Source organism: Pseudomonas sp. (genome assembly GCF_050739935.1).
Lineage (GTDB): Bacteria > Pseudomonadota > Gammaproteobacteria > Pseudomonadales > Pseudomonadaceae > Aquipseudomonas.
In genome coordinates, this window is sequence record NZ_JBOICF010000057.1 from 18,786 (window position 1) to 42,405 (window position 23,620).

General features: G+C 59.3%; 19 protein-coding genes. 8 read left to right on the forward strand and 11 right to left on the reverse strand.

Translation table 11 applies throughout. The features are described from left to right. Positions 1–86: 86 nt before the first annotated feature. A complete protein-coding gene (locus tag ACRER8_RS09735) occupies positions 87–1,295 on the reverse strand; it encodes a multidrug effflux MFS transporter (protein WP_431746118.1) in 1,209 nt (402 codons plus the stop codon). Positions 1,296–1,541: 246 nt separating this feature from the next. Here ACRER8_RS09735 and ACRER8_RS09740 point away from each other — a divergent pair, with 246 nt between their 5' ends. Both ACRER8_RS09740 and ACRER8_RS09745 read left to right on the forward strand, forming a co-directional pair. Beyond that, the gene (locus tag ACRER8_RS09740) at positions 1,542–1,901 is read left to right on the forward strand and encodes a hypothetical protein (protein WP_431746119.1); all 360 of its coding nucleotides are present in this window, start codon (positions 1,542–1,544) and stop codon (positions 1,899–1,901) included. Between the two features lie 84 nt (positions 1,902–1,985). Then, positions 1,986–2,483 (forward strand): GreA/GreB family elongation factor, encoded by a 498-nt coding sequence (locus tag ACRER8_RS09745; protein WP_431746120.1) that lies wholly within the window; start codon positions 1,986–1,988, stop codon positions 2,481–2,483. A gap of 234 nt (positions 2,484–2,717) precedes the next feature. Here ACRER8_RS09745 and ettA read toward each other — a convergent pair whose 3' ends face one another. Then, positions 2,718–4,382, reverse strand: coding sequence for an energy-dependent translational throttle protein EttA (ettA, locus tag ACRER8_RS09750; RefSeq protein ID WP_431746121.1), 1,665 nt, complete (start codon positions 4,380–4,382; stop codon positions 2,718–2,720). Between the two features lie 385 nt (positions 4,383–4,767). Between ettA and ACRER8_RS09755 the strand changes: the two genes are divergently transcribed. Continuing rightward, positions 4,768–8,604: an EAL domain-containing protein gene (locus tag ACRER8_RS09755; protein WP_431746122.1), complete on the forward strand. Its 3,837-nt coding sequence runs from the start codon at positions 4,768–4,770 to the stop codon at positions 8,602–8,604. A 220-nt stretch (positions 8,605–8,824) separates the two neighbouring features. Beyond that, positions 8,825–10,078, forward strand: a complete 1,254-nt coding sequence (gene glyA / locus ACRER8_RS09760; RefSeq protein ID WP_431746123.1) for a serine hydroxymethyltransferase — start codon at positions 8,825–8,827, stop codon at positions 10,076–10,078. 205 nt (positions 10,079–10,283) lie between these two features. Here the strand turns inward: glyA and yjiA are convergent, their stop codons facing one another. The 3 genes from yjiA to ACRER8_RS09775 form a co-directional block, all read right to left on the reverse strand. Beyond that, positions 10,284–11,261 (reverse strand): GTPase, encoded by a 978-nt coding sequence (gene yjiA / locus ACRER8_RS09765; protein ID WP_431746124.1) that lies wholly within the window; start codon positions 11,259–11,261, stop codon positions 10,284–10,286. A 164-nt stretch (positions 11,262–11,425) separates the two neighbouring features. Next, positions 11,426–11,623, reverse strand: coding sequence for a YbdD/YjiX family protein (locus ACRER8_RS09770; RefSeq protein WP_431746125.1), 198 nt, complete (start codon positions 11,621–11,623; stop codon positions 11,426–11,428). 26 nt (positions 11,624–11,649) lie between these two features. Then, complete coding sequence (locus ACRER8_RS09775) at positions 11,650–13,719, reverse strand: carbon starvation CstA family protein (protein ID WP_431746126.1); 2,070 nt, start codon at positions 13,717–13,719, stop codon at positions 11,650–11,652. A gap of 181 nt (positions 13,720–13,900) precedes the next feature. Between ACRER8_RS09775 and ACRER8_RS09780 the strand changes: the two genes are divergently transcribed. Further along, on the forward strand, positions 13,901–14,269 hold the full coding sequence (locus tag ACRER8_RS09780) for a PilZ domain-containing protein (protein ID WP_431746127.1): 369 nt from the start codon (positions 13,901–13,903) through the stop codon (positions 14,267–14,269). Between the two features lie 228 nt (positions 14,270–14,497). Here ACRER8_RS09780 and radA read toward each other — a convergent pair whose 3' ends face one another. Beyond that, positions 14,498–15,868, reverse strand: coding sequence for a DNA repair protein RadA (gene radA, locus ACRER8_RS09785; RefSeq protein WP_431746128.1), 1,371 nt, complete (start codon positions 15,866–15,868; stop codon positions 14,498–14,500). Positions 15,869–16,065: 197 nt separating this feature from the next. Between radA and mscL the strand changes: the two genes are divergently transcribed. Next, on the forward strand, positions 16,066–16,515 hold the full coding sequence (mscL, locus tag ACRER8_RS09790) for a large-conductance mechanosensitive channel protein MscL (protein WP_431746129.1): 450 nt from the start codon (positions 16,066–16,068) through the stop codon (positions 16,513–16,515). A gap of 168 nt (positions 16,516–16,683) precedes the next feature. Here the strand turns inward: mscL and ACRER8_RS09795 are convergent, their stop codons facing one another. Continuing rightward, positions 16,684–17,460 carry a ferredoxin--NADP reductase gene (locus tag ACRER8_RS09795; protein WP_431746130.1) on the reverse strand — a complete coding sequence of 259 codons (777 nt, stop codon included), beginning with the start codon at positions 17,458–17,460 and terminating at the stop codon, positions 16,684–16,686. Between the two features lie 369 nt (positions 17,461–17,829). Here ACRER8_RS09795 and ACRER8_RS09800 point away from each other — a divergent pair, with 369 nt between their 5' ends. Together ACRER8_RS09800 and ACRER8_RS09805 are read left to right on the forward strand one after the other, a co-directional pair. After that, entirely contained in the window at positions 17,830–18,054 is a 225-nt protein-coding gene (locus ACRER8_RS09800; protein WP_431746154.1) for a helix-turn-helix domain-containing protein, read from the forward strand. Positions 18,055–18,208: 154 nt separating this feature from the next. After that, positions 18,209–19,333, forward strand: a complete 1,125-nt coding sequence (locus ACRER8_RS09805) for a methyltransferase (RefSeq protein WP_431746131.1) — start codon at positions 18,209–18,211, stop codon at positions 19,331–19,333. A gap of 115 nt (positions 19,334–19,448) precedes the next feature. Here the strand turns inward: ACRER8_RS09805 and ACRER8_RS09810 are convergent, their stop codons facing one another. The 4 genes from ACRER8_RS09810 to ACRER8_RS09825 all read right to left on the reverse strand — a co-directional run bounded on the left by ACRER8_RS09810 (position 19,449) and on the right by ACRER8_RS09825 (position 23,521). Beyond that, positions 19,449–19,631: a DUF2474 domain-containing protein gene (locus ACRER8_RS09810; protein WP_431746132.1), complete on the reverse strand. Its 183-nt coding sequence runs from the start codon at positions 19,629–19,631 to the stop codon at positions 19,449–19,451. Positions 19,632–19,700: 69 nt separating this feature from the next. Further along, the gene (gene cydB, locus ACRER8_RS09815; RefSeq protein ID WP_431746133.1) at positions 19,701–20,708 is read right to left on the reverse strand and encodes a cytochrome d ubiquinol oxidase subunit II; all 1,008 of its coding nucleotides are present in this window, start codon (positions 20,706–20,708) and stop codon (positions 19,701–19,703) included. Between the two features lie 2 nt (positions 20,709–20,710). Then, complete coding sequence (locus ACRER8_RS09820; RefSeq protein ID WP_431746134.1) at positions 20,711–22,150, reverse strand: cytochrome ubiquinol oxidase subunit I; 1,440 nt, start codon at positions 22,148–22,150, stop codon at positions 20,711–20,713. Positions 22,151–22,588: 438 nt separating this feature from the next. Continuing rightward, positions 22,589–23,521, reverse strand: a complete 933-nt coding sequence (locus tag ACRER8_RS09825) for an alpha/beta hydrolase (RefSeq protein ID WP_431746135.1) — start codon at positions 23,519–23,521, stop codon at positions 22,589–22,591. Between the last annotated feature and the right edge of the window lie 99 nt (positions 23,522–23,620).

The following is a 23,620-nucleotide window of genomic DNA, read 5'->3' on the forward strand; positions in this document are numbered from 1 at the left end:
CCCAGACAGGTTTGAATACAAGACAATGACAGCGATCAACTTCTCGACGGGAAAATACGGCGACGCAAAGTGCGCCGCCGAACCAATCAGATACGCACGTCTGTATGCGGAATCAAAGCATCACGTTTGTTCTGCGCACGTCGGGTAACCGTCGCCAATGCCGCCGTCAGCACGCCGCAGAGGGTGATGACAGTGGCCATGGGCACCGCCGTGCCGTCGTGGAGTACGCCGACCAGAGCGGCAGCGCCCGCAGCCACGCTAAATTGCAGGCAGCCCAGCAACGCCGACGCACTGCCGGCCCGTTTGCCCTGCCCGGCCATCGCACAGGCCGAAGCGTTGGGAATGATGCAGCCCAGACTCGCGATGTAGATGAACAGCGGAATCAGCAGCGGCCATAACTTTTCAGTGTGCAGGGAGGCAATCGCGAGGAGCACGACCGCGGCACTCAGATACAACCACACGGTGCGGGACAATATCCACGCCGGACCAAAGCGGCCGACCAGCCGAGCATTGATCTGCGCCGCCAGGATGAAGCCCGCCGCGTTGGTACCGAACAGCCAACCGTAGTGTTCGGCAGGCACACCGTAGAGCTTGATGAATACGAACGGCGAACCGGCGATGTAGGCGAACATCCCGGCAATGGCGATGCCGCCCGTTAACGCATGGCCGAGGAAAATCCTGTCGCGGAGCAATGCCCAGTACGAACCCAGGGCGCCGGAGAGCGGCAGCCGCGGATGTCCGGCTGGCATGCTTTCGGGCAACCCTAGAGCGACAGCCATTGCCGTGAGCGCGCTGAACAGGGTCAGTGTCATGAAAATCGCCTGCCAGCCGTACACATTCACCAGCAGCCCGCCAAGCATCGGTGCAAGGATGGGCGCCAGGCCCATGACCAGCATCAATTGCGAGAACACTTTTGCCGAATCCACAGGCGAGCACTTGTCGCTGACGATCGCCCGGGACAGGACCATCCCTGCACAACCACCCAATGCCTGAACGAAGCGCGCCACGATCAGCCATTCCAGACTTGGCACAAATGCGCAGGCCAGGGATGCGAGAGTGAATAGTCCTACACCGAACAACAGTGGGCCGCGCCGGCCAAACCTGTCTGCAATCGGGCCGTACACAAGCTGTCCGATGCTCAGCCCGAGAAAATAGGAAGCCAGGGTCATCTGCACGTGTTTCTCGTCGGTGCCGAATGCCAGCGCCATTGCAGGAAAGCCGGGTAGATAAAAGTCGATGGCCATGGGGCCGAATGCGCTGAGGGCGCCAAGAATCAGGATCGTTCTAAGGTTCATTAATCTTCCTATGCTGTTTCGCGCAGCGCGGCTATTTGCGCACCCGGGCAGTTTACCAACCTTGAATCTTCTCAGGCCGTCTAGATAAAAATTACTAAAAGATTTTTCAGGGAAGGCCGCCGGCAAGCGGAAATCGGGAACTAATTACACGCGACCGGGCATCGGTTAATGGATTTCTTACGCCGCTTTTACAAATAACTCACGTATCCGCTTCTAGACTTTTTACATAAGTCGAGGGAAACGGAAATGAACGCACGTTGGGCGGTGCTGTGGTGTTGTTTAGTCGTCGCCGGATGTCAGTCTACCCACGACCAGTTGTTGGCCGAAGGTTACCCACCGGCATTCGCGGATGGATTTCAGGATGGTTGCGGCAGCGGCCGACAGTCCATCGATGTCATGAAGGGGCAATACAAGAAAGATGTGCAGCGTTACCTGCGCGACACGATTTATGCGCAGGGCTGGAGCGACGGGTTCCGGCAATGCCAGGGTCAACTGGCAAACCGCAATGTTCAGGATCAGGGCAGAGACAGCATCTGGAATGATCGTGACCGGGCGTGGGAACAACGCAAGACCCAGGATGCAGCGAAAGCCTATCGCTCACACTGAGACCTGAGTCGCTGTCAGCATTCGCGGAAACTTATGGAATGCCCACATGGCCCAACTTTTATACGTCATGAACAGGAGCACGCCATGAGTCGGGCCTTCGTCAACGAAGACAGCGCCGCCGCGCAGGCCAGCCAGCCGGTGGAGCGGCAGGTCAGCGCACAACCCAATTACGTCACTGCCAGTGGCCTTGCTCAATTGCAAGCGCACGTCGCCGCGTTGCAGGCGCAGCACAGTGAACAGTCCGCACTCGGCGAAGGCCAGGATAAACAACGGCTGGCCGATATCGAGCGCGACCTGCGTTACTTCAATCAGCGCCTGCAAAGCGCGCAGGTGGTGACGCCAGCCATTTCCACCGAAAAAGTGCAGATCGGCAGTTGGGTGACCTTCGCCGATGAAGAGGATCACCAGCAGCGCGTGCAGTTGGTGGGAGAAGATCAGGCAGATGCGGCGAGCCAGTTGATCAACTGGGCATCGCCATTGGGCAAGGCGCTGTTGGGCACGCAAGTGGGCGATGAAGTGATCTGGAAACGCCCGGCGGGGGATCAGATGATCGAGGTTGTGCAGATTGAGGCGGATGTTTGAACGGCGCGGCACGCTGGATAAAGTACACCGCATGTTTAAAGGCGGATGACGTCCCAGTGGGAGCGCATTCATTCGCGAAAAGCCCGTACAGACGATGAAGACTCGCCGCCTGGCTAACCGTATCGCGAATGAATTCGCTCCCATAGAACCGAGGCAGGCTTCTGACAACCCTCATCTTTCAACGCTCATAGAAACGGAGCCCGAAGGCTCCGTTTCTCGTGACGCCGACCTGAATCAGGCCAGTTTCTTATGACGCACGCGGTGCGGCTGGGCAGCGGCATCGCCAAGGCGCTTCTTGCGATCGGCTTCGTACTCGGTGTAATTGCCTTCGAAGAACACGGCCTGCGAATCGTCTTCGTACGCCAGGATATGAGTCGCCACACGGTCCAGGAACCACCGATCGTGAGAGATCACAATGGCGGCGCCAGGGAAGTCCAGCAGGGCTTCTTCCAGGGAACGCAGGGTTTCGACGTCGAGGTCGTTTGACGGTTCGTCGAGCAGCAGGACGTTACCGCCCTCCTTCAACGTCAGCGCCAGATGAAGACGGCCGCGCTCACCACCGGACAAATCCTTCACGAACTTCTGCTGATCGCCGCCCTTGAAGTTGAAACGGCCGACGTAGGTACGCGAAGGGATCTCGTAGTTGCCGATCTTGATCTGATCGGAGCCGTCGGAAATCTGCGCGAACACGGTCTTGCTGCCGTCCAGGTCGTCACGGCTCTGATCGACGCAGGCCAGTTGCACGGTTTCACCGATCTCGATGGAGCCTGAATCCGGTTGCTCCTTGCCCATCAGCATGCGGAACAGGGTCGACTTACCGGCACCGTTACCACCGATCACGCCGACAATGGCGCCCTTGGGCATGGCGAACGACAGGTTGTCGATCAGCACGCGGTCGCCGTAACCCTTGGAGACATTCTTGAATTCGATGACCTTGTCACCCAGGCGCGGGCCGGCCGGAATGTAGATCTCGTTGGTTTCACTGCGCTTCTGGAATTCCTGCGATTGCATTTCTTCGAAGCGTTGCAGACGGGCCTTGGATTTCGACTGACGAGCCTTGGCGCCTTTACGCACCCACTCCAGCTCTTCCTTCATGGCTTTTTCGTGAGCCGACTGCTGCTTGGATTCCTGAGCCAGACGATCGGACTTGGCTTCGAGCCAGCCAGAATAGTTGCCCTCGTAAGGAATACCGGCGCCGCGGTCGAGTTCCAGAATCCAGCCCGCGACGTTATCCAGGAAGTAACGGTCGTGCGTGATCGCAACCACGGTGCCCGGGAAGTCGTGCAGGAAGTGTTCGAGCCAGGCGACCGAATCGGCATCCAGGTGGTTGGTTGGTTCGTCGAGCAGCAGCATGTCCGGCGCGGACAGCAGCAGGCGGCACAGGGCCACACGACGCTTTTCACCACCTGAGAGATGTTCGACCTTGGCGTCCCAGGCCGGCAGGCGCAGCGCATCGGCCGCAACCTCAAGCTGGCGCTCAAGGTTATGGCCATCGCTGGCCTGCAAGATGGCTTCGAGCTTGGCCTGCTCGGCAGCGAGCTTGTCGAAATCGGCATCCGGCTCGGCGTAGGCCGCATAAACCTCGTCCAGACGCGCCTGGGCGTCCTTGATCACGCTGACCGCTTCCTCGACCACTTCACGCACGGTCTTGCTCGGGTCCAGCTGCGGCTCCTGAGGCAGGTAGCCGATGTTCAGCTCCGGCATCGGGCGCGCTTCGCCGTCGAACTCGGTATCGACGCCGGCCATGATCTTCAGCAGCGTGGATTTACCCGAGCCGTTGAGGCCGAGGACACCAATTTTGGCGCCCGGAAAGAAGGAAAGGGAGATGTTTTTCAGGATTTCCCGCTTCGGCGGAACAACCTTGCTCAGCCGATGCATGGTGAAGACGTATTGAGCCATGAATTGAAAACCTGTTTTGGCGCTGTGAATAAGGGCGCGAGCTTAGTACCGCGTCGCAAAAATTGCTTTTTATTTATCGTCGCAACTTGCCGCGTGGCGCATCCGGGCCTTGAATGGGTTAAGGCGAGAACCAGAGTAGCCGCGACAAGCTTCAGAGTGTCGGTCATGCAGCTGGAGCAATGTTTGCAAGCATCGCGGTAATCGTGCAGAAATCGGGCACATCGCGCGTGGCGCAAAGCTACCCGAATGCAGTCGACAGGGCAAACCGTCCAGCCCTTTAGGCTGGCAGTTAGCCACAAGTAAAGGCATGCTAGCCGCCATTTGGGCGCCAAGCATATAGTGCATTCCGCACACGCTGATTCAGTCCAGCAGTCAGGATCACAGTTTGTCCACACCAACCCCCATGTCTCCCTCGCGCGCTCCGAAAAGCGGGACCGCCGTGCCTTTGCGAGGCTCGCTGAAAGGCGCGTTGGCAGTGCTGGTCCTTCTGATGCTGGTGCTTTTGTTGTGGCAGCTGTTCGAACAGTTTCAGCAGACGCAGGAACGGCAACGCCAGCGCAGCATCGATTACAGCATTCAGCTTGCCGACCGGATGAGCCTGAACATGGCGCTCAACGCGCAAGTGGCGCTGAATATTCTGGACGACGCCAAGGGCAAGACGACGACCGCCGATCAACATGTCGCAACCCTCGAGCGCCTGCGCCAGGCAATGCCGGAGCTGCTCAGCGTCGCCTGGCTTGACGATGACGGCAATATTGTCGCCGACAGCGGCCAAGGCAGCGCGGATGCCGGCTTTTTGACTCAGCAGCGCGGGCGCATCGACGGTCGCACTTACTATTACACCGACGCGCCGGACGGTTCACTGTTCTATCTGTTCGTCCGCCAGCCCGGCAATGATGGCGAGCGTTATTGGGCCGTACGTCTGCAACCGAAGGCGTTGAAATCCCTGACGCGGCAAAGCAATAAGGACTTCAAGGCGGCATGGCAGCTGGAAAACGGTGTCACGCAACGCCTGATCCACCGGGGGGAAGCGGACAACGACGACGCCGCCGACAAGGCACAGACGGTTCTGCTTGAGCCATTGACCAACAGCGACTGGCGGCTGCGCGGCCTGTTCGACGCCGGCAAGGTACGCCAGACACTGATCGCACCGCTGGTCGGGAAGTGCCTGATCGCCCTGCTCTGCTCCATCGTGCCGCTGCTCGCGTTGCGTAGTCTGCGTCGCCGGCAGCTGCAATTGCATGAGAGCCGTCGCCGTTACAAGGACATCTTCGAAGGCACGGGTGTCGCATTGTGCGTACTGGATCTGTCCGGTTTGCCCGAGTATCTGCAGAAGCTGCAGCTGAACACCAGCGAGGCGCTGCACCGGTATCTGGTCAACCACCCGGACCAGCTCGCGGGCTTGCTCCATCAGCTGCGCATCACCGAGGTCAATCAGGTCGCGGCGCATCTGCTTCGCGTCGATTCCGCCGCTCAGGTATGGCAGCAGTTGATCGAAGGTTGCCCACGCTCCCGCCAAGGCATCGGCGTGCAACTGATCAGCGCCGTGCTCGACTGCCAGCCTCAGATGGAGCTGGAAATACTGCTGCCCAATGCCGATGGGCATGATCAACACCTTTGGCTGGTGGTCCGGTTGCCCGAGCAGCCGCAAGACTTCAACGCCGTGATTCTCAGCATCAACGACATTACCAATCGCAAGCAGGCTGAACTTGCGCTACAGGAACGAGAAAGTTTCTGGTCGGACGTGGTGCGTACCGTGCCCGATCATCTGTATGTGCAGGATGTCATCAGCCGACGCATGATCTACAGCAACCACCATCTGGGCCGGACGCTGGGTTACGGCAAGCAAGAACTGCTGCGGATGGGCGATCATTTCTGGGAAATCCTGCTGCACCCGGAAGACGCCGAGCCTTACGAACAATTGCGCCGCACTCGCACCGAAGAAGGCCGCAGCGACCTCACGCAATGCCAGTTGCGTTTTCGGGATTGGCAAGGTCGCTGGCGACGCTTCGATATACGCGAGCAGGCACTGGCGCCCGACAAGAACGGGCGGGTGACGCGCATCATCGGCGTGGCCAAGGACATCACCGAGCAGGTCGAGGCCAGCCAGTCGCTGCGCGACAGCGAGCAACGCTATCGCATGCTGGCTGAAAGCATCAGCGACGTGATCTTCTTCACCAACCAGAAGTTGCGCCCCAACTACGTCAGCCCGTCGGTGACCACCGCGCTGGGTTACAGCGCCGGGTGGATCCTGCAGAACGGCTGGAATTCGATCATCGCCAACCCACAACAGCTGACGAATCTGCAGGGACTGTTGGGTCGCATCCGCAAAGCCTTGAACACGCCTGAAACGCTGGCGGCGCTGCGCACTGAAGTCACTACCCAGTTGTACCTTCTCGACTGCCTGCGCGCCGATGGCCGCAAGATTCCCGTCGAGTTGCGTCTAGTGCTGGTGTGGGACGATTCTGGCGCCTTCGAAGGCATTCTCGGTGTTGGTCGTGACATCAGTCAGCAACGTCGCGCAGAAAAAGACCTGCGCATGGCAGCGACGGTATTCGAGCACTCGACATCGGCGATCCTGATTACCGACCCTGCCGGCTACATTGTGCAGGCCAACGACGCGTTCAGTCGCGTCAGCGGTTATGCCGTCTCGCAAGTGCTCGATCAGTTGCCGATGATGCTCACCGTCGAAGATCAGCAACAAGCTCACGTGGGTTACATCCTCAAACAACTGCATCAGCGCAGCAGTTGGGAAGGCGAACTGTGGCTCAAACGGCGCGATGGCGAACATTACCCGGCGTGGGTCGGCATCACGGCGGTGTTCGATGATGAAGGCGACCTGGCCAGCTACGTGTGTTTCTTCAGTGACATCAGCGAGCGCAAGGCCAGCGAACAGCGCATTCACCGGCTGGCGTATTACGACGCGCTGACTCATCTGCCCAACCGCACGCTGTTCCAGGATCGTCTGCACACCGCGCTGCAGCATGCCGAGCGCCAGCAGACCTGGGTGGTGTTGATGTTCCTCGACCTGGACCGTTTCAAGCCGATCAATGACTCCCTGGGCCATGCCGCAGGCGACCGCATGCTCAAGGACATGGCGGGGCGGCTGTTGGAATGCGTCGCCGAGGACGACACCGTGGCGCGCATGGGTGGCGACGAATTCACCCTGCTGCTGCAGCCTACGGCTACGCAACAGGCCGCGCTGACGCGTGCCATTCATGTCGCCGAGCAGATTCTTGCAAGTCTTGTGAAACCCTTCGTGCTCGAAGGCCGGGAGTTCTTCGTCACTGCCAGTATCGGTATCGCGCTGAGCCCGCAGGATGGCAATGAGCTGAGCCAGTTGATGAAGAACGCCGACACCGCGATGTACCACGCCAAGGAGCGCGGCAAGAACAACTTCCAGTTCTATCAGACGGACATGAACGCCAGCGCCCTGGAGCGTCTGGAACTGGAGAGCGATCTGCGTCACGCATTGGAGCAGAAAGAATTCACGCTGTATTACCAGCCGCAGTTCAGCGGCGACGGCAAGCGCCTGACCGGCACCGAAGCACTGCTGCGCTGGCGTCATCCGCGTCGGGGACTGGTGCCGCCTGGCGATTTCATTCCGGTGCTCGAAGAGCTGGGGTTGGTGGTCGAAGTCGGTGAATGGGTGCTCAAGGAAGCATGTCACCAGCTGCGCGAATGGCACAAGGTCAAGGTCCGCGTGCCGAAAGTCTCGGTCAACATTTCGGCGCGGCAGTTCTCAGACGGGCAACTGGGCATGCGCATCGCCAACATCCTTCAGGAAACCGGCCTGCCGCCGGCCTGTCTGGAACTGGAGCTGACTGAAAGTATCCTGATGCGCGAGGTCAGCGAAGCGATGCAAATCCTCGACGGTCTCAAGCGTCTGGGCCTGAGCATCGCCGTAGACGACTTCGGGACCGGTTATTCGTCGCTGAACTACCTCAAGCAGTTCCCCATCGACGTGTTGAAAATCGACCGCACCTTTGTCGATGGCCTGCCTTCAGGCGAGCAGGACGCGCAGATCGCCCGAGCCATTATCGCGATGGCCCACAGCCTCAATCTGGCAGTGATCGCCGAGGGCGTGGAAAACTACGAACAGTTGGAATTTCTGCGTGAACACGGCTGCGACGAGGTGCAGGGCTACCTGTTCGGCCGCCCGATGACGCCTTCGCGGTTTGAAGCGCAGTTCAGCAATGATGCGCTGTTTATGCTCGATTGAAGCGCCAAACCTGTAGGAGCCGGCCTCTGGCGAATGCGCTGGGTGAGAACGAAAACATCGACCGACACCCCGCGGTTCGCCAGCAAGCCGGCTCTTGCAGGTATTGCGTCCGTCCAGATGAAAACCGCTTGTCCACGACATGACCGCCTTTCATATGCCAGATAAAAGCCGATGTTGTAGAATGCCCCCCTTTTCTACTGCCCGATCCCCGAGGACCGCCATGTTCAGCCGTAATTTGACTATCGCCAAGTACGACTCCGACCTGTATGCCGCTATGGAACAAGAAGCCAAGCGCCAGGAAGAGCACATCGAGCTGATCGCCTCGGAGAACTACACAAGCCCGGCAGTCATGGAAGCTCAGGGTTCGGTGCTGACCAACAAGTACGCTGAAGGCTACCCAGGCAAGCGTTACTACGGCGGCTGCGAATACGTCGACATCGTCGAGCAGCTGGCCATCGACCGCGCCAAAGAGCTGTTCGGCGCCGATTACGCGAACGTCCAGCCACACGCCGGTTCCCAAGCCAACAGCGCCGTCTACCTGGCCCTGCTCAACGCTGGCGATACCATCCTGGGCATGAGCCTGGCCCACGGCGGTCACCTGACCCACGGTGCCAGCGTTTCCTCCTCCGGCAAGCTGTACAACGCAGTGCAATACGGCATCGATGGCAACGGCCTGATCGACTACGACGAAGTCGAGCGCCTGGCTGTCGAGCACAAGCCAAAAATGATCGTTGCCGGTTTCTCGGCTTACTCGCAGATCCTCGATTTCCCACGCTTCCGCGCAATCGCTGACAAGGTCGGCGCTTATCTGTTCGTCGACATGGCTCACGTAGCCGGTCTGGTTGCCGCTGGCGTCTACCCGAACCCGGTTCCATTCGCTGACGTGGTGACCACCACCACCCACAAGACCCTGCGCGGTCCACGTGGCGGCCTGATCCTGGCTCGCGCCAACGCCGACATCGAGAAAAAGCTGAACTCCGCGGTGTTTCCGGGTGGCCAGGGTGGCCCGCTGGAGCACGTCATCGCGGCCAAGGCGATCTGCTTCAAGGAAGCACTGCAGCCTGAGTTCAAGACCTACCAGCAACAAGTAGTGAAGAACGCCAAGGCCATGGCCGGTGTATTCATCGAGCGCGGTTTCGATGTGGTTTCCGGCGGTACGGAGAACCACTTGTTCCTGCTGTCCCTGATCAAACAGGACATTTCCGGTAAAGACGCCGATGCCGCGCTGGGCAAGGCTTTCATCACCGTGAACAAGAATTCGGTGCCGAACGATCCACGCTCCCCGTTCGTCACCTCCGGTCTGCGCTTCGGTACGCCGGCCGTAACCACTCGCGGCTTCAAGGAAGCAGAGTGCAAGGAACTGGCTGGCTGGATCTGCGACATCCTGGCCGACCTGAACAACGAAGCGGTGATCGATGCCGTTCGCGAGAAAGTCAAAGCCATCTGCGCCAAGCTGCCGGTTTACGGCGCCTGATAGCGATCGTCTGATGTGAAAAAGCCCGGCCTTTGAGCCGGGCTTTTTTGTATCTCACGGACGACGATCAACCTGCGGGAGCGAATTCACTCACGAAAAAGCTTCCAGACAACATCAAGGTCTCAATTGTCGCGGCCTCTCGCGAATGAATTCGCTCCCACAGGGGGATCTCGTTCCAACAGTGATTAGGTATAACCCGGACTAGTCAATCCGCTGCGACGCCTGCAAATCCCGCCCGAATCTTCTCTTCCGGCAAGTCATCAGCAATAAACACGATCACGCTTTCACGCTGTTCATCTGCGCCCCACTCCACATCGAAATCGAAGCCGTACAACTTCAATACCCCCTGAAACACCAGCTTGCGGTCTTCGCCGGCGATGTTCAGCACGCCTTTGTAGCGCAGCAGTTGCTTGCCGTGCTCTTCAAGCAGGTCGTTCATGAACGTGCTGAGTCTGTCGATATCCAGCGCCTTGTCGCTGCGCAGAACCAGGCTGCTGATGCGATCGATGGAGTGGCCCGTGGGTGCCGCCGGGCGCAGGGTCATGCCGCCGACATCGGCGTTGAGGTTGAAGCCTCGCACGTCCAGCAGTTCGGCCAGATCGATCTTGCCGTGCTCGACCACACAAATCGGCGCACGACGGTTGATCCGGCTCAGACGCTCGCTCAAGGCCTTGAATGTAGCCTCGTCCACCAGATCGGTCTTGCTCACCAGCAGGCGATCGGCAAAGCCAATCTGCGCTTGGGCGATGGTCTGTTGCAAGTGGGTATCGGCATGCGCGGCGTCGACCAAGGTGATGATGCCGTCGAGGATATAGCGCTCGCGCAGTTCTTCGTCGATGAAGAAGGTCTGCGCCACGGGCGCCGGATCGGCAAGGCCGGTGCACTCAATCACCAGGCGATCAAAGGCGATCTCGCCGCTATCCAGCCGCTCCAGCAGCAGAACCAGGGCTTTGGTCAGGTCGGTGTGAATGGTGCAGCACACACAGCCGTTGGACAGGGTCATCACCTGCACTGGCTCGTCGCCAAGCAACTGCGTGTCGACACCGGCATCGCTGAATTCATTTTCGATCACGGCGATTTTCAGGCCGTGCTCTGCCTTGAGCAGGTGACGCAGCAACGTGGTTTTGCCCGCGCCGAGAAAGCCACTCAGAACGGTGACGGGGATGGGTTGCGAAACGGTCATGCGTACTCCTGCTTTTCGGGTGCTTGCGCCGCTTGCCACTGTAGGAGCGAATTCATTCTGGGCCGCATCCGGACGAGGCGTCGGCACAAACACTGAAAGATCCAAATAAAAACGCGCCACGACAAGCGTGGCGCGTCAGTCAGACGGGTCGACAGCTTAGGCCATCAACAGCACTTGGGCCCAGCCTTGCCGCCGTAACGTGCATCCTGGCGCTCGCGAAAGAACGCCTCATACGACATCACCGGCTTGTCCGGGTGGGTGTTCTGCATATGCTCGACATAGTTGTCGTAGTCCGGCATGCCGACCATCAGACGCGCAGCCTGCCCCAGATACTTACCCAGACGACTCAGGTCATTGAACATATGCAGCTCCTCGCCTCACAGCGCACTCAGTGGGTTTTCGGGAAGGCCTGGAATGGCGCTTCCTTGTCGGTACGCTCTTTCTTGACCCAGGCTGCGCGACCGACCTTGATCGCATAGAACAGAATGCTCAGCACCACGAACAGGAACAGCGCGGTCAACGCGGCGTTGGTGTACGCGTTGAAGATCACGTGCTGCATCTGATCCATGGACTTGGCCGGCGCCAGCACCTGACCTGCATCCGCCGCCGCACTGTATTTCTTGGCCAGCGCCAGGAAGCCTACCGCCGGGCTCGGGTCGAACAGCTTGATAAAGCCTGCGGTCACGGTGCAGATCAACAGCCAGGACGCCGGGAGAATGGTGACCCAGGCGTACTGTTGGCGTTTCATTTTGATCAGTACTACCGTCGCCAGCATCAGCGCGATGCCTGCCAGCATCTGGTTGGAGATACCGAACAACGGCCACAAGGTGTTGATGCCGCCCAGTGGATCGATCACGCCTTGATACAGCAGATAGCCCCAGAGTGCTACGCAACCACCAGTACCGATGGCGTTGGCGGTCCAGGATTCGGTGCGTTTGAGCGAAGGCACGAAACTGCCCAGCAAGTCCTGCAGCATGAAGCGTCCGGCACGGGTACCGGCATCAACGGCGGTCAGGATGAACAGCGCTTCGAACAGAATGGCGAAGTGGTACCAGAACGCCATGGTGTTCTGACCGGGGAACGCCTGATGCAGGATCTGCGCGATGCCCACTGCCAGAGTCGGTGCACCACCGGCGCGAGCCAGTACGGTGTTTTCGCCGATGTCCTTGGCCACCGCCGTCAGTTGATCCGGGGTAATCACGAAGCCCCAGCTGCTGACCATCTGTGCGACCGACGTAACGTCAGCACCGACGATCGCCGCCGGGCTGTTCATGGCGAAGTACACGCCTGGCTCGATCACCGAAGCGGCGACCATGGCCATGATCGCCACGAAGGATTCCATCAGCATGCCGCCGTAACCGATGTAACGGGCGTTGACTTCGTTATCCAGCAGCTTGGGCGTGGTGCCCGACGAAATCAGCGCATGGAAGCCGGACACCGCACCGCAGGCGATGGTGATGAACAGGAACGGGAACAGCGTGCCTTTCCAGACCGGGCCGGTGCCATCGGTGAACTGGGTCAGGGCCGGCATTTTCAGCTCAGGCGCCAGAATCAGGATGCCGATCGCCAGCGCGATGATGGTACCGATTTTCAGGAAGGTCGACAGATAGTCACGCGGTGCCAGCACCAGCCACACCGGCAGCATGGCAGCGACGAACCCATAGCCCACCAGCATCCAGGTGATCTGCACGCCAGTGAAGGTGAACAGCGGCGCCCACTCGGGACTGGCCGCTACTTGACCGCCGATCCAGATCGACAGCAGCAACAGCACAACGCCCACCACCGAGATCTCGCCGATACGGCCGGGACGAACGAAGCGCATGTAGATGCCCATGAACATCGCGATCGGGATCGTCGCCATGACCGTGAACATGCCCCAAGGGCTCTCAGCCAGGGCCTTGACCACGATCAGCGCCAGCACCGCGAGGATGATGATCATGATCAGGAAGCAGCCAAACAGGGCGATGGTGCCAGGGACGCGGCCCATTTCTTCGCGGACCATGTCACCCAGCGACCTGCCGTTACGGCGAGTGGACAGGAACAGGATCATGAAATCCTGCACGGCCCCCGCCAGCACCACCCCGGCGATCAGCCAGAGGGTGCCCGGCAGGTAGCCCATCTGCGCAGCCAGGACTGGGCCGACCAACGGGCCGGCGCCTGCGATAGCCGCGAAGTGGTGACCGAAAAGGATGTGTTTGTTGGTCGGAACATAATCCAGACCGTCGTTGTTCAGCACCGCAGGGGTGGCCCGGGTGGGGTCCAGTTGCATGACGCGACTGGCGATGAACAGACTGTAGTATCGATAAGCGACCAGATAGATAGCGACCGCGGCAACCACGATCCAGAGTGCGTTGATTGCTTCTCCCCGACGCAATGCAACCACTCCCAGGGCCCAGGCCCCAAGAATCGCAACTATCAGCCAGGGCACATGGCGCAGCAGACTATTATTATTTTTCATTTTTTATTTCCAGCAGAGTGGACGTGTATTGAGCAGCTCACAGAGTTTAGCGCTGCTGGAGCGAAAGGCCACCCCCACAATGGTCTAGCCCGGGATTTGGCCTATAGTCAGAGCAGCCGTAGCCAATTCAGGGTTCCGGTTAACCAGGCCCTGGCTCCGGAAGCCGAGGAGAAGTCGCGTCATGACAGATTCCCACGAAGACCGTCGTCGCTTTAAACGTATTTCATTCGATGCCAAGACCGAGCTGACCCAGGGTGCGAAAAGCTGGCCGGTGCACCTGATCGATCTGTCGCTCAAAGGGCTGCTGATCGAGCGACCTGATCCGTGGCGAGGCAATCCTGACGAGCCTTTCATCGTCGATATTCATTTGAATGTCGATATCGATGTACGCATGGAGGTGCGGTTGACCCACGATGATCACAATCATCTGGGGTTTGTCTGCGAGCACATCGGGCTGGATTCGGTAACGCACCTGCGCAGGCTGGTCGAACTGAATCTGGCTGACCACGACGAGCTGGAGCGCGAGTTGGCGGCGTTGGTTGAGGTGTGAAGCGACCTAATTGGATTTCGTGAAGAAACAGCCCCCTGTGGTAGTCACACCACCGCTAAACGCGCCGCGCTGTCACCAGACAAACACGATCCCCCTGTGGGAGCGAATTTATTCGCGAGAGGCCAGTTCAGTCGATGCATCTCTATCGGCTGATCTATTTTTCACGAATGAATTCGCGCCCGCAGGTATGGCATACATCTGCCATATCGGCGTGAAAGTTGGTCGCGCCTACTCCTCAAACAACGCATCCAGTGCCTGATCCAGCCGGGTCACGGCTATCACGGTCAGTCCCGGTGGCGACTCTTTCGGCGCGTTGCCCTTGGGCACGATGGCGCGTTTGAAACCGTGCTTGGCCGCCTCCTTCAAACGCTCCTGGCCGCTCGGCACCGGGCGCACCTCACCGGACAGGCCCACTTCCCCGAACACCAGCAAATCTCCCGGCAACGCCCGATTACGCAGACTCGACATGACAGCCGCCATCAAGGCCAGGTCGGATGCGGTTTCCAGCACCTTGACCCCGCCGACCACGTTGAGGAACACATCCTGATCATGGGTAGGAATCCCGCCATGACGATGCAGGACCGCCAACAGCATCGCCAGCCGGTTCTGATCCAGGCCCAAGGTCACGCGACGCGGATTGGACAAATGGCTGTCGTCCACCAGCGCCTGCACTTCGACCAACATGGGCCGAGTGCCTTCCCACGTGGCCATGACCACGCTTCCTGCGACAGCTTCCTGCGCGCGGGTGAGAAAAATCGCCGATGGGTTTGAGACCTCTTTCAGGCCCTTGTCGGTCATGCCGAACACACCCAGTTCGTTAACGGCACCGAAACGGTTTTTCACCGCGCGCAGCAAACGCAGACGCCCGTCCGACTCGCCCTCGAAATACAGCACGGTATCGACCATGTGTTCGAGTACGCGGGGACCGGCCAGCGCACCTTCCTTGGTCACGTGGCCCACCAGGAAGATCGCGGTGCCGCTCTGTTTGGCATAGCGCACCAACAGCGCGGCACTCTCACGCACCTGCGACACGCCGCCGGGAGCCGATTGCAGTTGCTCGGTGAAGATGGTCTGAATCGAGTCGATTACCATGACTTTAGGCTGCTCGACCCGAGCCGTCGCGATGATGCTTTCAATGCAGGTTTCGGTCATCACCCGCAGCTTGTCCTGCGGCAGCCCCAGACGGCGGGCGCGCATGGCGACCTGTTGCTGCGATTCCTCACCGGTGACGTATAGCGCGGGCATGCGTTCGGCGATGGCGCACAGTGTCTGCAAAAGGACGGTCGATTTACCGATACCCGGATCGCCGCCGATCAACACCACGGAGCCATCGACCAGACCGCCGCCGAGCACGCGGTCCAACTCTGCGGAATTGGTGGAGAAGCGCGGGATTTCTTCAACACTGACCTCAGCCAGGGTTTTGATCTGCGCCTGCTGACCGGTCCAGCCGGCACGTCCGCTGGGTGCCGCCGCGCCGCCGCTTTCAATGACCGTCTCGACCAGGGTGTTCCAGGCGCCGCATTCGCCGCATTGCCCGGCCCACTTGGGAAAGGTCGCGCCGCACTGGGTGCAGCCATACATGCGTTTGGCCTTGGCCATGAAACCCCCGCCGCAAAAAAGGGGCAATCATACCTCATGGCTCAAAAGCAGGCGTGCAACCGCCTGCGCAGACACCTTTCTGGACGATTTAATAAAACTAACCGGGGTAAACCCGGTCGATTGCATGGATTACGCGGGATGCATGTAGCTGACATACACTGCATCTACCACCCTCATCTGTAACAAAGGAATACACCATGAGCGTACTAAGCGAGTTCAAAGCCTTTGCCGTCAAAGGAAACGTCGTCGACATGGCCGTCGGTATCATCATTGGCGCGGCATTCGGCAAGATCGTTTCGTCGTTCGTCGGCGATGTAATCATGCCGCCATTGGGGCTGTTGATTGGCGGCGTGGATTTCAGCGACCTGGCAATCACCCTTCGCGGAGCCGTTGGAGACGCGCCAGCCGTGGTTCTGGCATACGGCAAGTTCATTCAAACCGTTATCGACTTCGTCATCGTGGCGTTTGCGATCTTCATGGGCGTCAAGGCGATCAACCGTCTCAAGCGCGAAGAAGCCAAGGCGCCATCGGCTCCGCCTGCTCCCAGCCCGGAGGAAACCCTGCTAAGCGAGATTCGTGACCTGCTCAAAGAGCAGAACAGCAAACCGGCTGCGCCGCTGCCGGTGAATCCAGATCGGTTGGTGTGAAGCACCCGTCGCTTCCTCACGCCAATAGCACGGCCTGCTGAATAACTGTGGGAGTGAGTTCGTTCGCGAGACACGGCTACAAACGATGGAAATCTATTGATACACCGCATCGCGAATGAATTCGCTCCCACGGGTTCGTCGTTTACATCAGAACCCGTGCACTCATTACTACCAATAGTTCTCCACCGCCACCTGCCCCGGCTTGCGGGTCAGGGCCAGGCGCATGTCGCGACTCTTCAGCAGCGCGCGAGTATCGTCGATCATCTCGGGGTTACCACAGAGCATCACCCGTGAATGCTCAGGCGTAAGCTCAACCCCTGCCGCTTTTTCCAGTTCGCCGTTTTCGATCAGCGTAGTGATCCGGCCATGCAACGCTCCTGGGTGCACTTCACGGGTTACGGTGGCAATGAACTGAAACTTATGGGCGTACTCGGCCAGATAATCGCGCTGTGTCAGTTCGGCAATCAGATCTTGATAGGCCAGTTCCTTCGCCTCACGAACGCTGTACACCAGAATGATGCGTTCGAATTTTTCCCACACTTCGAAGTTCTGCAGGATCGACAGAAACGGCGCCACACCCGTGCCCGTCGATAACATCCATAGATCGCGACCATCGGTGAAACGGTCAAGGGTCAGGTAGCCGACCGCCTGTTTCTCGACCATCAACGTGTCGCCCACGCGCAACCGGCTCAGCTCGCTGGTGAACTCCCCTCCAGGCACCACGATGGAGAAAAATTCGAGAAACTCATCGAATGGCGACGACACCACCGAATACGCGCGCCACACCGTGCTGCCATCGGCCTTGGTCACACCCAGCCGCGCGAACTGTCCGGCGGTAAAACGAAATCCCGGATCGCGGGTCGTGCGCAAGGTGAACAGGCTAGGGGTCAACGGGGTCACGTCGAGCAGCGTTTGCCGGGTGAATTTCTCTGCACTGGCAGTCATGGGCGCTCCTGGCTCCTGTCACATTCAAGTACGCACAGTTTCCCGCAAAGCGAGACCGATAAACACCGCGGGTTTGTAGTGATATCCCGTCAAGGGCGGCGGCAAGCGAGCGAGCCTTTTTTTAGAGCATTTCGCGATTGACGCTATCGCGATCGATTAAAGCCATGACGCCCGCGCATCCGTAACCAATTGATTACAGGCAGCTTGGCGGTTCGCCTCTAACCGACGCGCCTACCCATTCATCAGCAACCGGCATATTGCCATCAAAACATCGAGGGAATCCTTTCCTAAACTTCAGTCAAAACGGTATTGAATCTGAATCAGCCATGGAGGCTCGGAATGGAACACTTGAGACTGGACTTGCTACAGATGAGCAGAGCCGTTCCCCTGGTTCACAGCGGTCTGACCTTCAGGGAAATCGAGGTGCTCAAATGGTCGGCCGAGGGCAAGACCGCCGCTGAAGTGGCGATCATTCTGGATTTGAAGATACGCACGGTGAATTTCCATATCGGCAGTGCCATTCGCAAGATGGGGGCCAGCAACAAGACCTCAGCCGTGGTGCAGGCGGCATTGCATGGTGTGTTCCGGCCATGAGGTCCGCTCGTGATGGATGACAACCAAACCCTGGGTGCTAAGAAGCGAGGAAACCACGTAAAATCGCCGGTTTCGCGATTCCGGTTGCAAGGCTGCCTCGCTCACAGGCGCCGAGCTGCGGACCGCGTCGCCAACGAATGGAACCTCCCAACTCATGCCCCTGCTCACCACGCCTTTCGCCCAGCTCGACCTGATTCGCCAGCCGGAGCAGTCGGATGAACCGTTGCAGGCATTCGATGCCGCCGACGAGTACCTGCTCAATCACGTCGCCGAGATTGGCCTGTCATTGCAGACGCGCGTGCTGATTCTCAACGACAACTTCGGCGCGCTGGCCGCCAGCCTGGCGCCCCATGCTGCGGTGTTCAGCAGCACCGATTCGTTTCTGGGGGTTCAGGCGCTGGAAAAGAATCTGGTGCGCAACGGGCAGACCTATGACGCCGTGCCGGTCATCCCGGCCAGTGAGCCGCTCAACGGGCCGTTCGACTGGGTGCTGATCCGCGTGCCGAAAACCCTGGCGCTTCTGGAAGAGCAACTGATTCGCCTGCAAGGTCAGCTGGCGCCAGGAGCCAGGGTGGTCGCGGCCGCCATGATCAAGCATTTGCCGCGTTCGGCAGGTGAGTTGATGGAAGAATACATCGGCCCGGTGCAGGCTTCGCTAGCGGTCAAGAAGGCTCGGCTGCTGTTCTGCACCCCCGAGGCGAAGAATGCTCAACCCTCACCCTTTCCGACCAGCTACACCCTGGACGATCCGAAAATCGAGCTGATCAACCACGCCAACGTGTTCTGCCGTGACGGCCTGGACATCGGCACTCGAGCGTTTCTGCCCTACCTGCCGAAAAACCTCGGTTCAGCGCGGGTGGCGGACCTGGGCTGCGGCAACGGCGTATTGGCGATTGCCAGCGCTTTGGCAAACCCTGACGCGCAGTACACGCTGGTGGATGAGTCGTTTATGGCGGTGCAATCTGCGCAAGCGAACTGGCAGTTGGCGTTGGGTGACCGGGAAGTGGAGATTCGTGCCGGTGACGGGTTAGCGGGCCAGGAACCTGACTCGCTGGATGTCGTGCTGTGCAATCCGCCATTCCATCAGCAGCAAGTGGTGGGGGATTTTCTGGCCTGGCGCATGTTCCAGCAGGCGCGCTCGGCGCTGGTGACCGGGGGCGCGTTGTACATTGTGGGCAACCGACATCTGGGTTATCACAGCAAGCTGGCGCGGCTGTTCCGCGGGGTTGAACAAGTGGCGGCGACGCCGAAATTCGTCATTCTCAAGGCCCGCAAATAACCACTTTTAGAGCCAGCTTGCTGGTGAACCGTGGTGATTCAGACACGGAAACTGTGACTGCCGCATCGCCTTCGCCAGCAGGCCGACTCCTACAGTGCGTCGCGTGGGATGCTACTCAATGCGTTTTCATCCCCGCCGCGGTCATGAACATCCGCAGCAGACTGGCGACTACGAACAGCGCCAACACACTACCCGTCCAGATGATCACCAGCCAGCCCAGCCGCTGCCAGAGTGGCTTGTTCTGCGCCGGGTCTTCTTCGCGCGCAGGTCGGTCGGGGAAAGATTCTTTGCCGGACATCGCTAAACCCTCTTTTCTTAAACACCGGCCCCGGCGCGCCTTGATATGTCGAACCGGGGCCGCCGCCAACTAGTGGTAACCGTCTTCGTGGGTGACCTTGCCGCGAAACACGTAGTAGCTCCAGAAGGTGTACCCGAGGATGAACGGAATGATGAACAGCGTGCCCACCAGAATGAAGCCCTGGCTCTGTGGCGGGGATGCGGCGTCCCAGATCGAGATCGACGGCGGCACGATATTCGGCCACAAGCTGATGCCCAGGCCGCTGTAGCCGAGGAAAATCAGCACTAGCGTCAGCAGAAACGGCGTGTAGTGCGCGTTGCGCGCCACGGCCTTGAACAATCCGTACATAGTCAGCAGCACCAACGCCGGCACCGGCATGAACCAGAACAGGTTCGGCACGCTGAACCAGCGGTCGGCGATATCCTGATGCGCGAGCGGCGTCCACAGGCTGACGATGCCCATAACTACCAAGGTGGCGAGCGCAAGCGGACGTGCCAGGTCATGCATGGCCTTCTGCAGACCGCCCTCGGTTTTCATGATCAGCCAGGTGCAGCCAAGCAACGCGTAGGCCACGATCAGCGCCAGACCGCAGAACAGCGAGAACGGCGTCAGCCAGTCCAGCCCGCCACCGGCATATTGGCGGTTGACCACCGGTATGCCATCGATGAAAGCCCCCAGCGCCACGCCCTGGAAGAACGTTGCCACCAGCGATCCGCCGATGAACGCCTTGTCCCAGAGATGGCGCTTGGCATCGGTCGCCTTGAAGCGAAACTCAAAGGCCACGCCCCGGAAAATCAGGCCGATGAGCATGAAGATCAGCGGCAGATACAAGGCCTCCAGCACGACCGAGTAGGCCAGCGGAAAAGCGCCAAACAGCCCCGCGCCGCCAAGCACCAGCCAGGTTTCATTGCCGTCCCAGACAGGGGCGACGGTATTCATCATTACGTCGCGGTCAGTCTCGCCCTTCATGAACGGGAAGAGAATCCCGATACCCAGGTCGAATCCGTCCATGATGACGTACATCATGATGCCGAAGATGATGATCACGGCCCAGATCAGTGGAAGATCGATACCCATGACTAGTTCCCCTCGCGCAGGCTGTCGTTTTGGCCATCTTCGCTGCCCTCGCGGGCTGCCGAGAGAGGACGTGCAGGAGTGCGTTTCTGCCCAGGACCACCGTGCGGCGTATCATCGCCTTCGTGGGTTTTCGGCCCTTTGCGGACCAAACGCATCATGTAGGCAAAGCCGGTTCCGAACAGCATGAAATACACCACGACGAACAGCACCAGCGTCAGTGTCAGCTGTTCGACGCTGTGTCGGGATGACGCATTGGCGGTGCGCATCAGCCCATAGACGACCCACGGCTGACGCCCTATTTCCGTGGTGAACCACCCCGCCAACATGGCAATCAGGCCAGCTGGGCCCATGCACATGACCAGTCTCAGGAACAGACGATTGGTATACAGCTCGCCACGCCAGCGCAGCCAGGCACTCCACAGGCCGACAGCGATCATCAGCATGCCCAGTGCCACCATGATCCTGAACGACCAGAAGATGATCAGCGAATTCGGGCGGTCCTCAGGCGGGAACGATTTGAGCGCTGGAATCTGTTTTTCCAGGCTGTGGGTCAGGATAAGGCTGCCCAGATAGGGAATCTCGACCGCGTATTTGGTCCTTTCTTCTTTCATGTCCGGGATGCCGAACAGAATCAGGGGTGTCGGCTCATTACCGACGTTTTCCCAGTGGCCTTCGATCGCGGCGATCTTGGCCGGCTGGTGTTCAAGAGTGTTCAGACCGTGTGCGTCACCGACCACTGCCTGGATGGGGGCGACGATCAGCGCCATCCACATTGCCATCGAAAGCATTCTGCGAATCGCCGGGTTATCGCGGCCGCGCAGCAGATGCCAGGCCGCCGAAGCACCCACGAAGAAGGCAGTGGCGACGAATGCGGCAATCGCCATGTGCGTCAGGCGATAAGGAAAAGACGGATTGAAAATGACAGCCAGCCAGTCCACTGGGATCACCCGGCCATCGACGATTTCATAGCCCTGAGGGGTATGCATCCAGCTGTTGGACGCGAGAATCCAGAACGTCGAAATCAGCGTGCCAACAGCCACCATGGCTGTCGAGAAGAAGTGCAGGCCGCGGCCTACGCGGTTCCAGCCGAAGAGCATGACGCCCAGGAAACCTGCTTCAAGGAAGAATGCGGTGAGAACTTCGTACGTCAGCAACGGCCCGGTGATTGCACCGGCGAAGTCGGAGAATCGACTCCAGTTGGTGCCGAACTCGTACGCCATGACCAGCCCCGAAACCACACCCATACCGAAGTTGACGGCAAAGATCTTCGACCAGAAGTGGTAGAGGTCCCGGTAGGTGTTGTCGTGGGTCTTGAGCCACAGGCCTTCGAGCACAGCCAGAAAGCTGGCCAGACCAATGGTGATGGCAGGGAAAAGAATGTGAAATGAAACAGTGAACGCAAACTGAATTCGGGCGAGATCGAGTGCCTCTAAACCGAACATAGGTCTTCCTCTATCAGGTGATACCGGCTGCAGACCTGGGGCCTTCAGCGACTGCCCCCACGATGTATTGAGTACGACTGTGTGCAATTGTTCTTTTTAGTTTCGCGCTCAGTTTCAGGACGCGGGAGTTGCGTCAAGCCGCCCGGTCAATCGAAGCTCATGGCTTGATTGACGCAGATCAACCGACGTTGAAAGAGTAGTCCCATTTCGGCACATGAACTGCGTGGTCTTTTGTCGCGTGACGAGTTGCCTCACCCGTGGATGCGGTGCAGATGGGAAAAAGCGGATCAGAGCGTTGATTGTGGTCGGATATCTATGGCGTATACCGATTTTTTGATGCTGGCCTGCAGCAGTCCGGCCTGCCGGCGGCAGCGATCTCACGGGTGCCATCGCCGGCGAGCCGTGCTGCTACAGGATTGCGGCGTTGTTCGGGATCTTTCAGCAGGTCTGGAAAAACCCCAACAACGCGCTCACCAACCGGCAATACACCGCATCCACTTCCGGCACCTGCCCTTTGCCTCTGATGCTGCCGTGCACCAGCCCAAGGCCCGGATCAAACTCCGTCGCCACGCCCGCTTCGCGCAACGCGCGGTCGTAGCAGACTCCGTCATCGCGCAATGGATCGAATTGGGCAACGGCGATGAAGGCGGGCGCCAGCCCTCGAAAGTCTGTGGCATTGAGCGGCATGGCGTATGGAGAACACTCGTTGTGTGACAGATACAGCTGCTGATAAAAAGCCAGTTCCGCCGTGCTGAGCAGGGGCGCATCGAAGCACTCACGGCGCGATGGCAGGTCGTCGACGCCACCCAGTCCTGGATAGATCAGCGCCTGCCCCACAGGCTGTCGCTCGCCCGCATCGCGCAAGGCCAGGCATACCGCGGCTGCCAGATTGCCGCCGGCACTGTCGCCGGCAATCGCAATCCGTTGCGGGTCGATGTCCAGCCACGGCGACTGGATTTGCAGGGCGTGCCAAACCGCCAGACTGTCGTCGAAGGCGGCTGGGAACGGATGCTCTGGCGCCAATCGGTAGTCCACGGCGATGACCACGGCATTCAGATCGACCGCCAGCGCCGCCGTTAGAAAATCATGGGAATCCAGATCACCCACCACCCAACCGCCACCGTGCAGGTACACCAAACAAGCCGCTGGATGTTCGGCGGAAAGAAGATGAGGCCGGTAGCTGCGCACAGACACGCCTGCCAGCTTGAAGTCTTTGATCTCAAGATTAGCCGAACGGGTCGGCGTGAAGGCTTCGCACATGCGCGAATAGGCACGTCGCTGGACGTCCATTTCTGTCGAGTCGACACTGAAACTCAAGGTCTTCTCGACGAAATGAGCCATTGCTGGCGACAAAGGATAACGAGTGGGCATCGACGGCTCCAGCCCGCCTGAACGCCGGGATCGAGAGGTTCAAGTTATTCGTTCGGACAAAACGCCTGTGGGAGCGAATTCATTCGCGAATCGGTATTC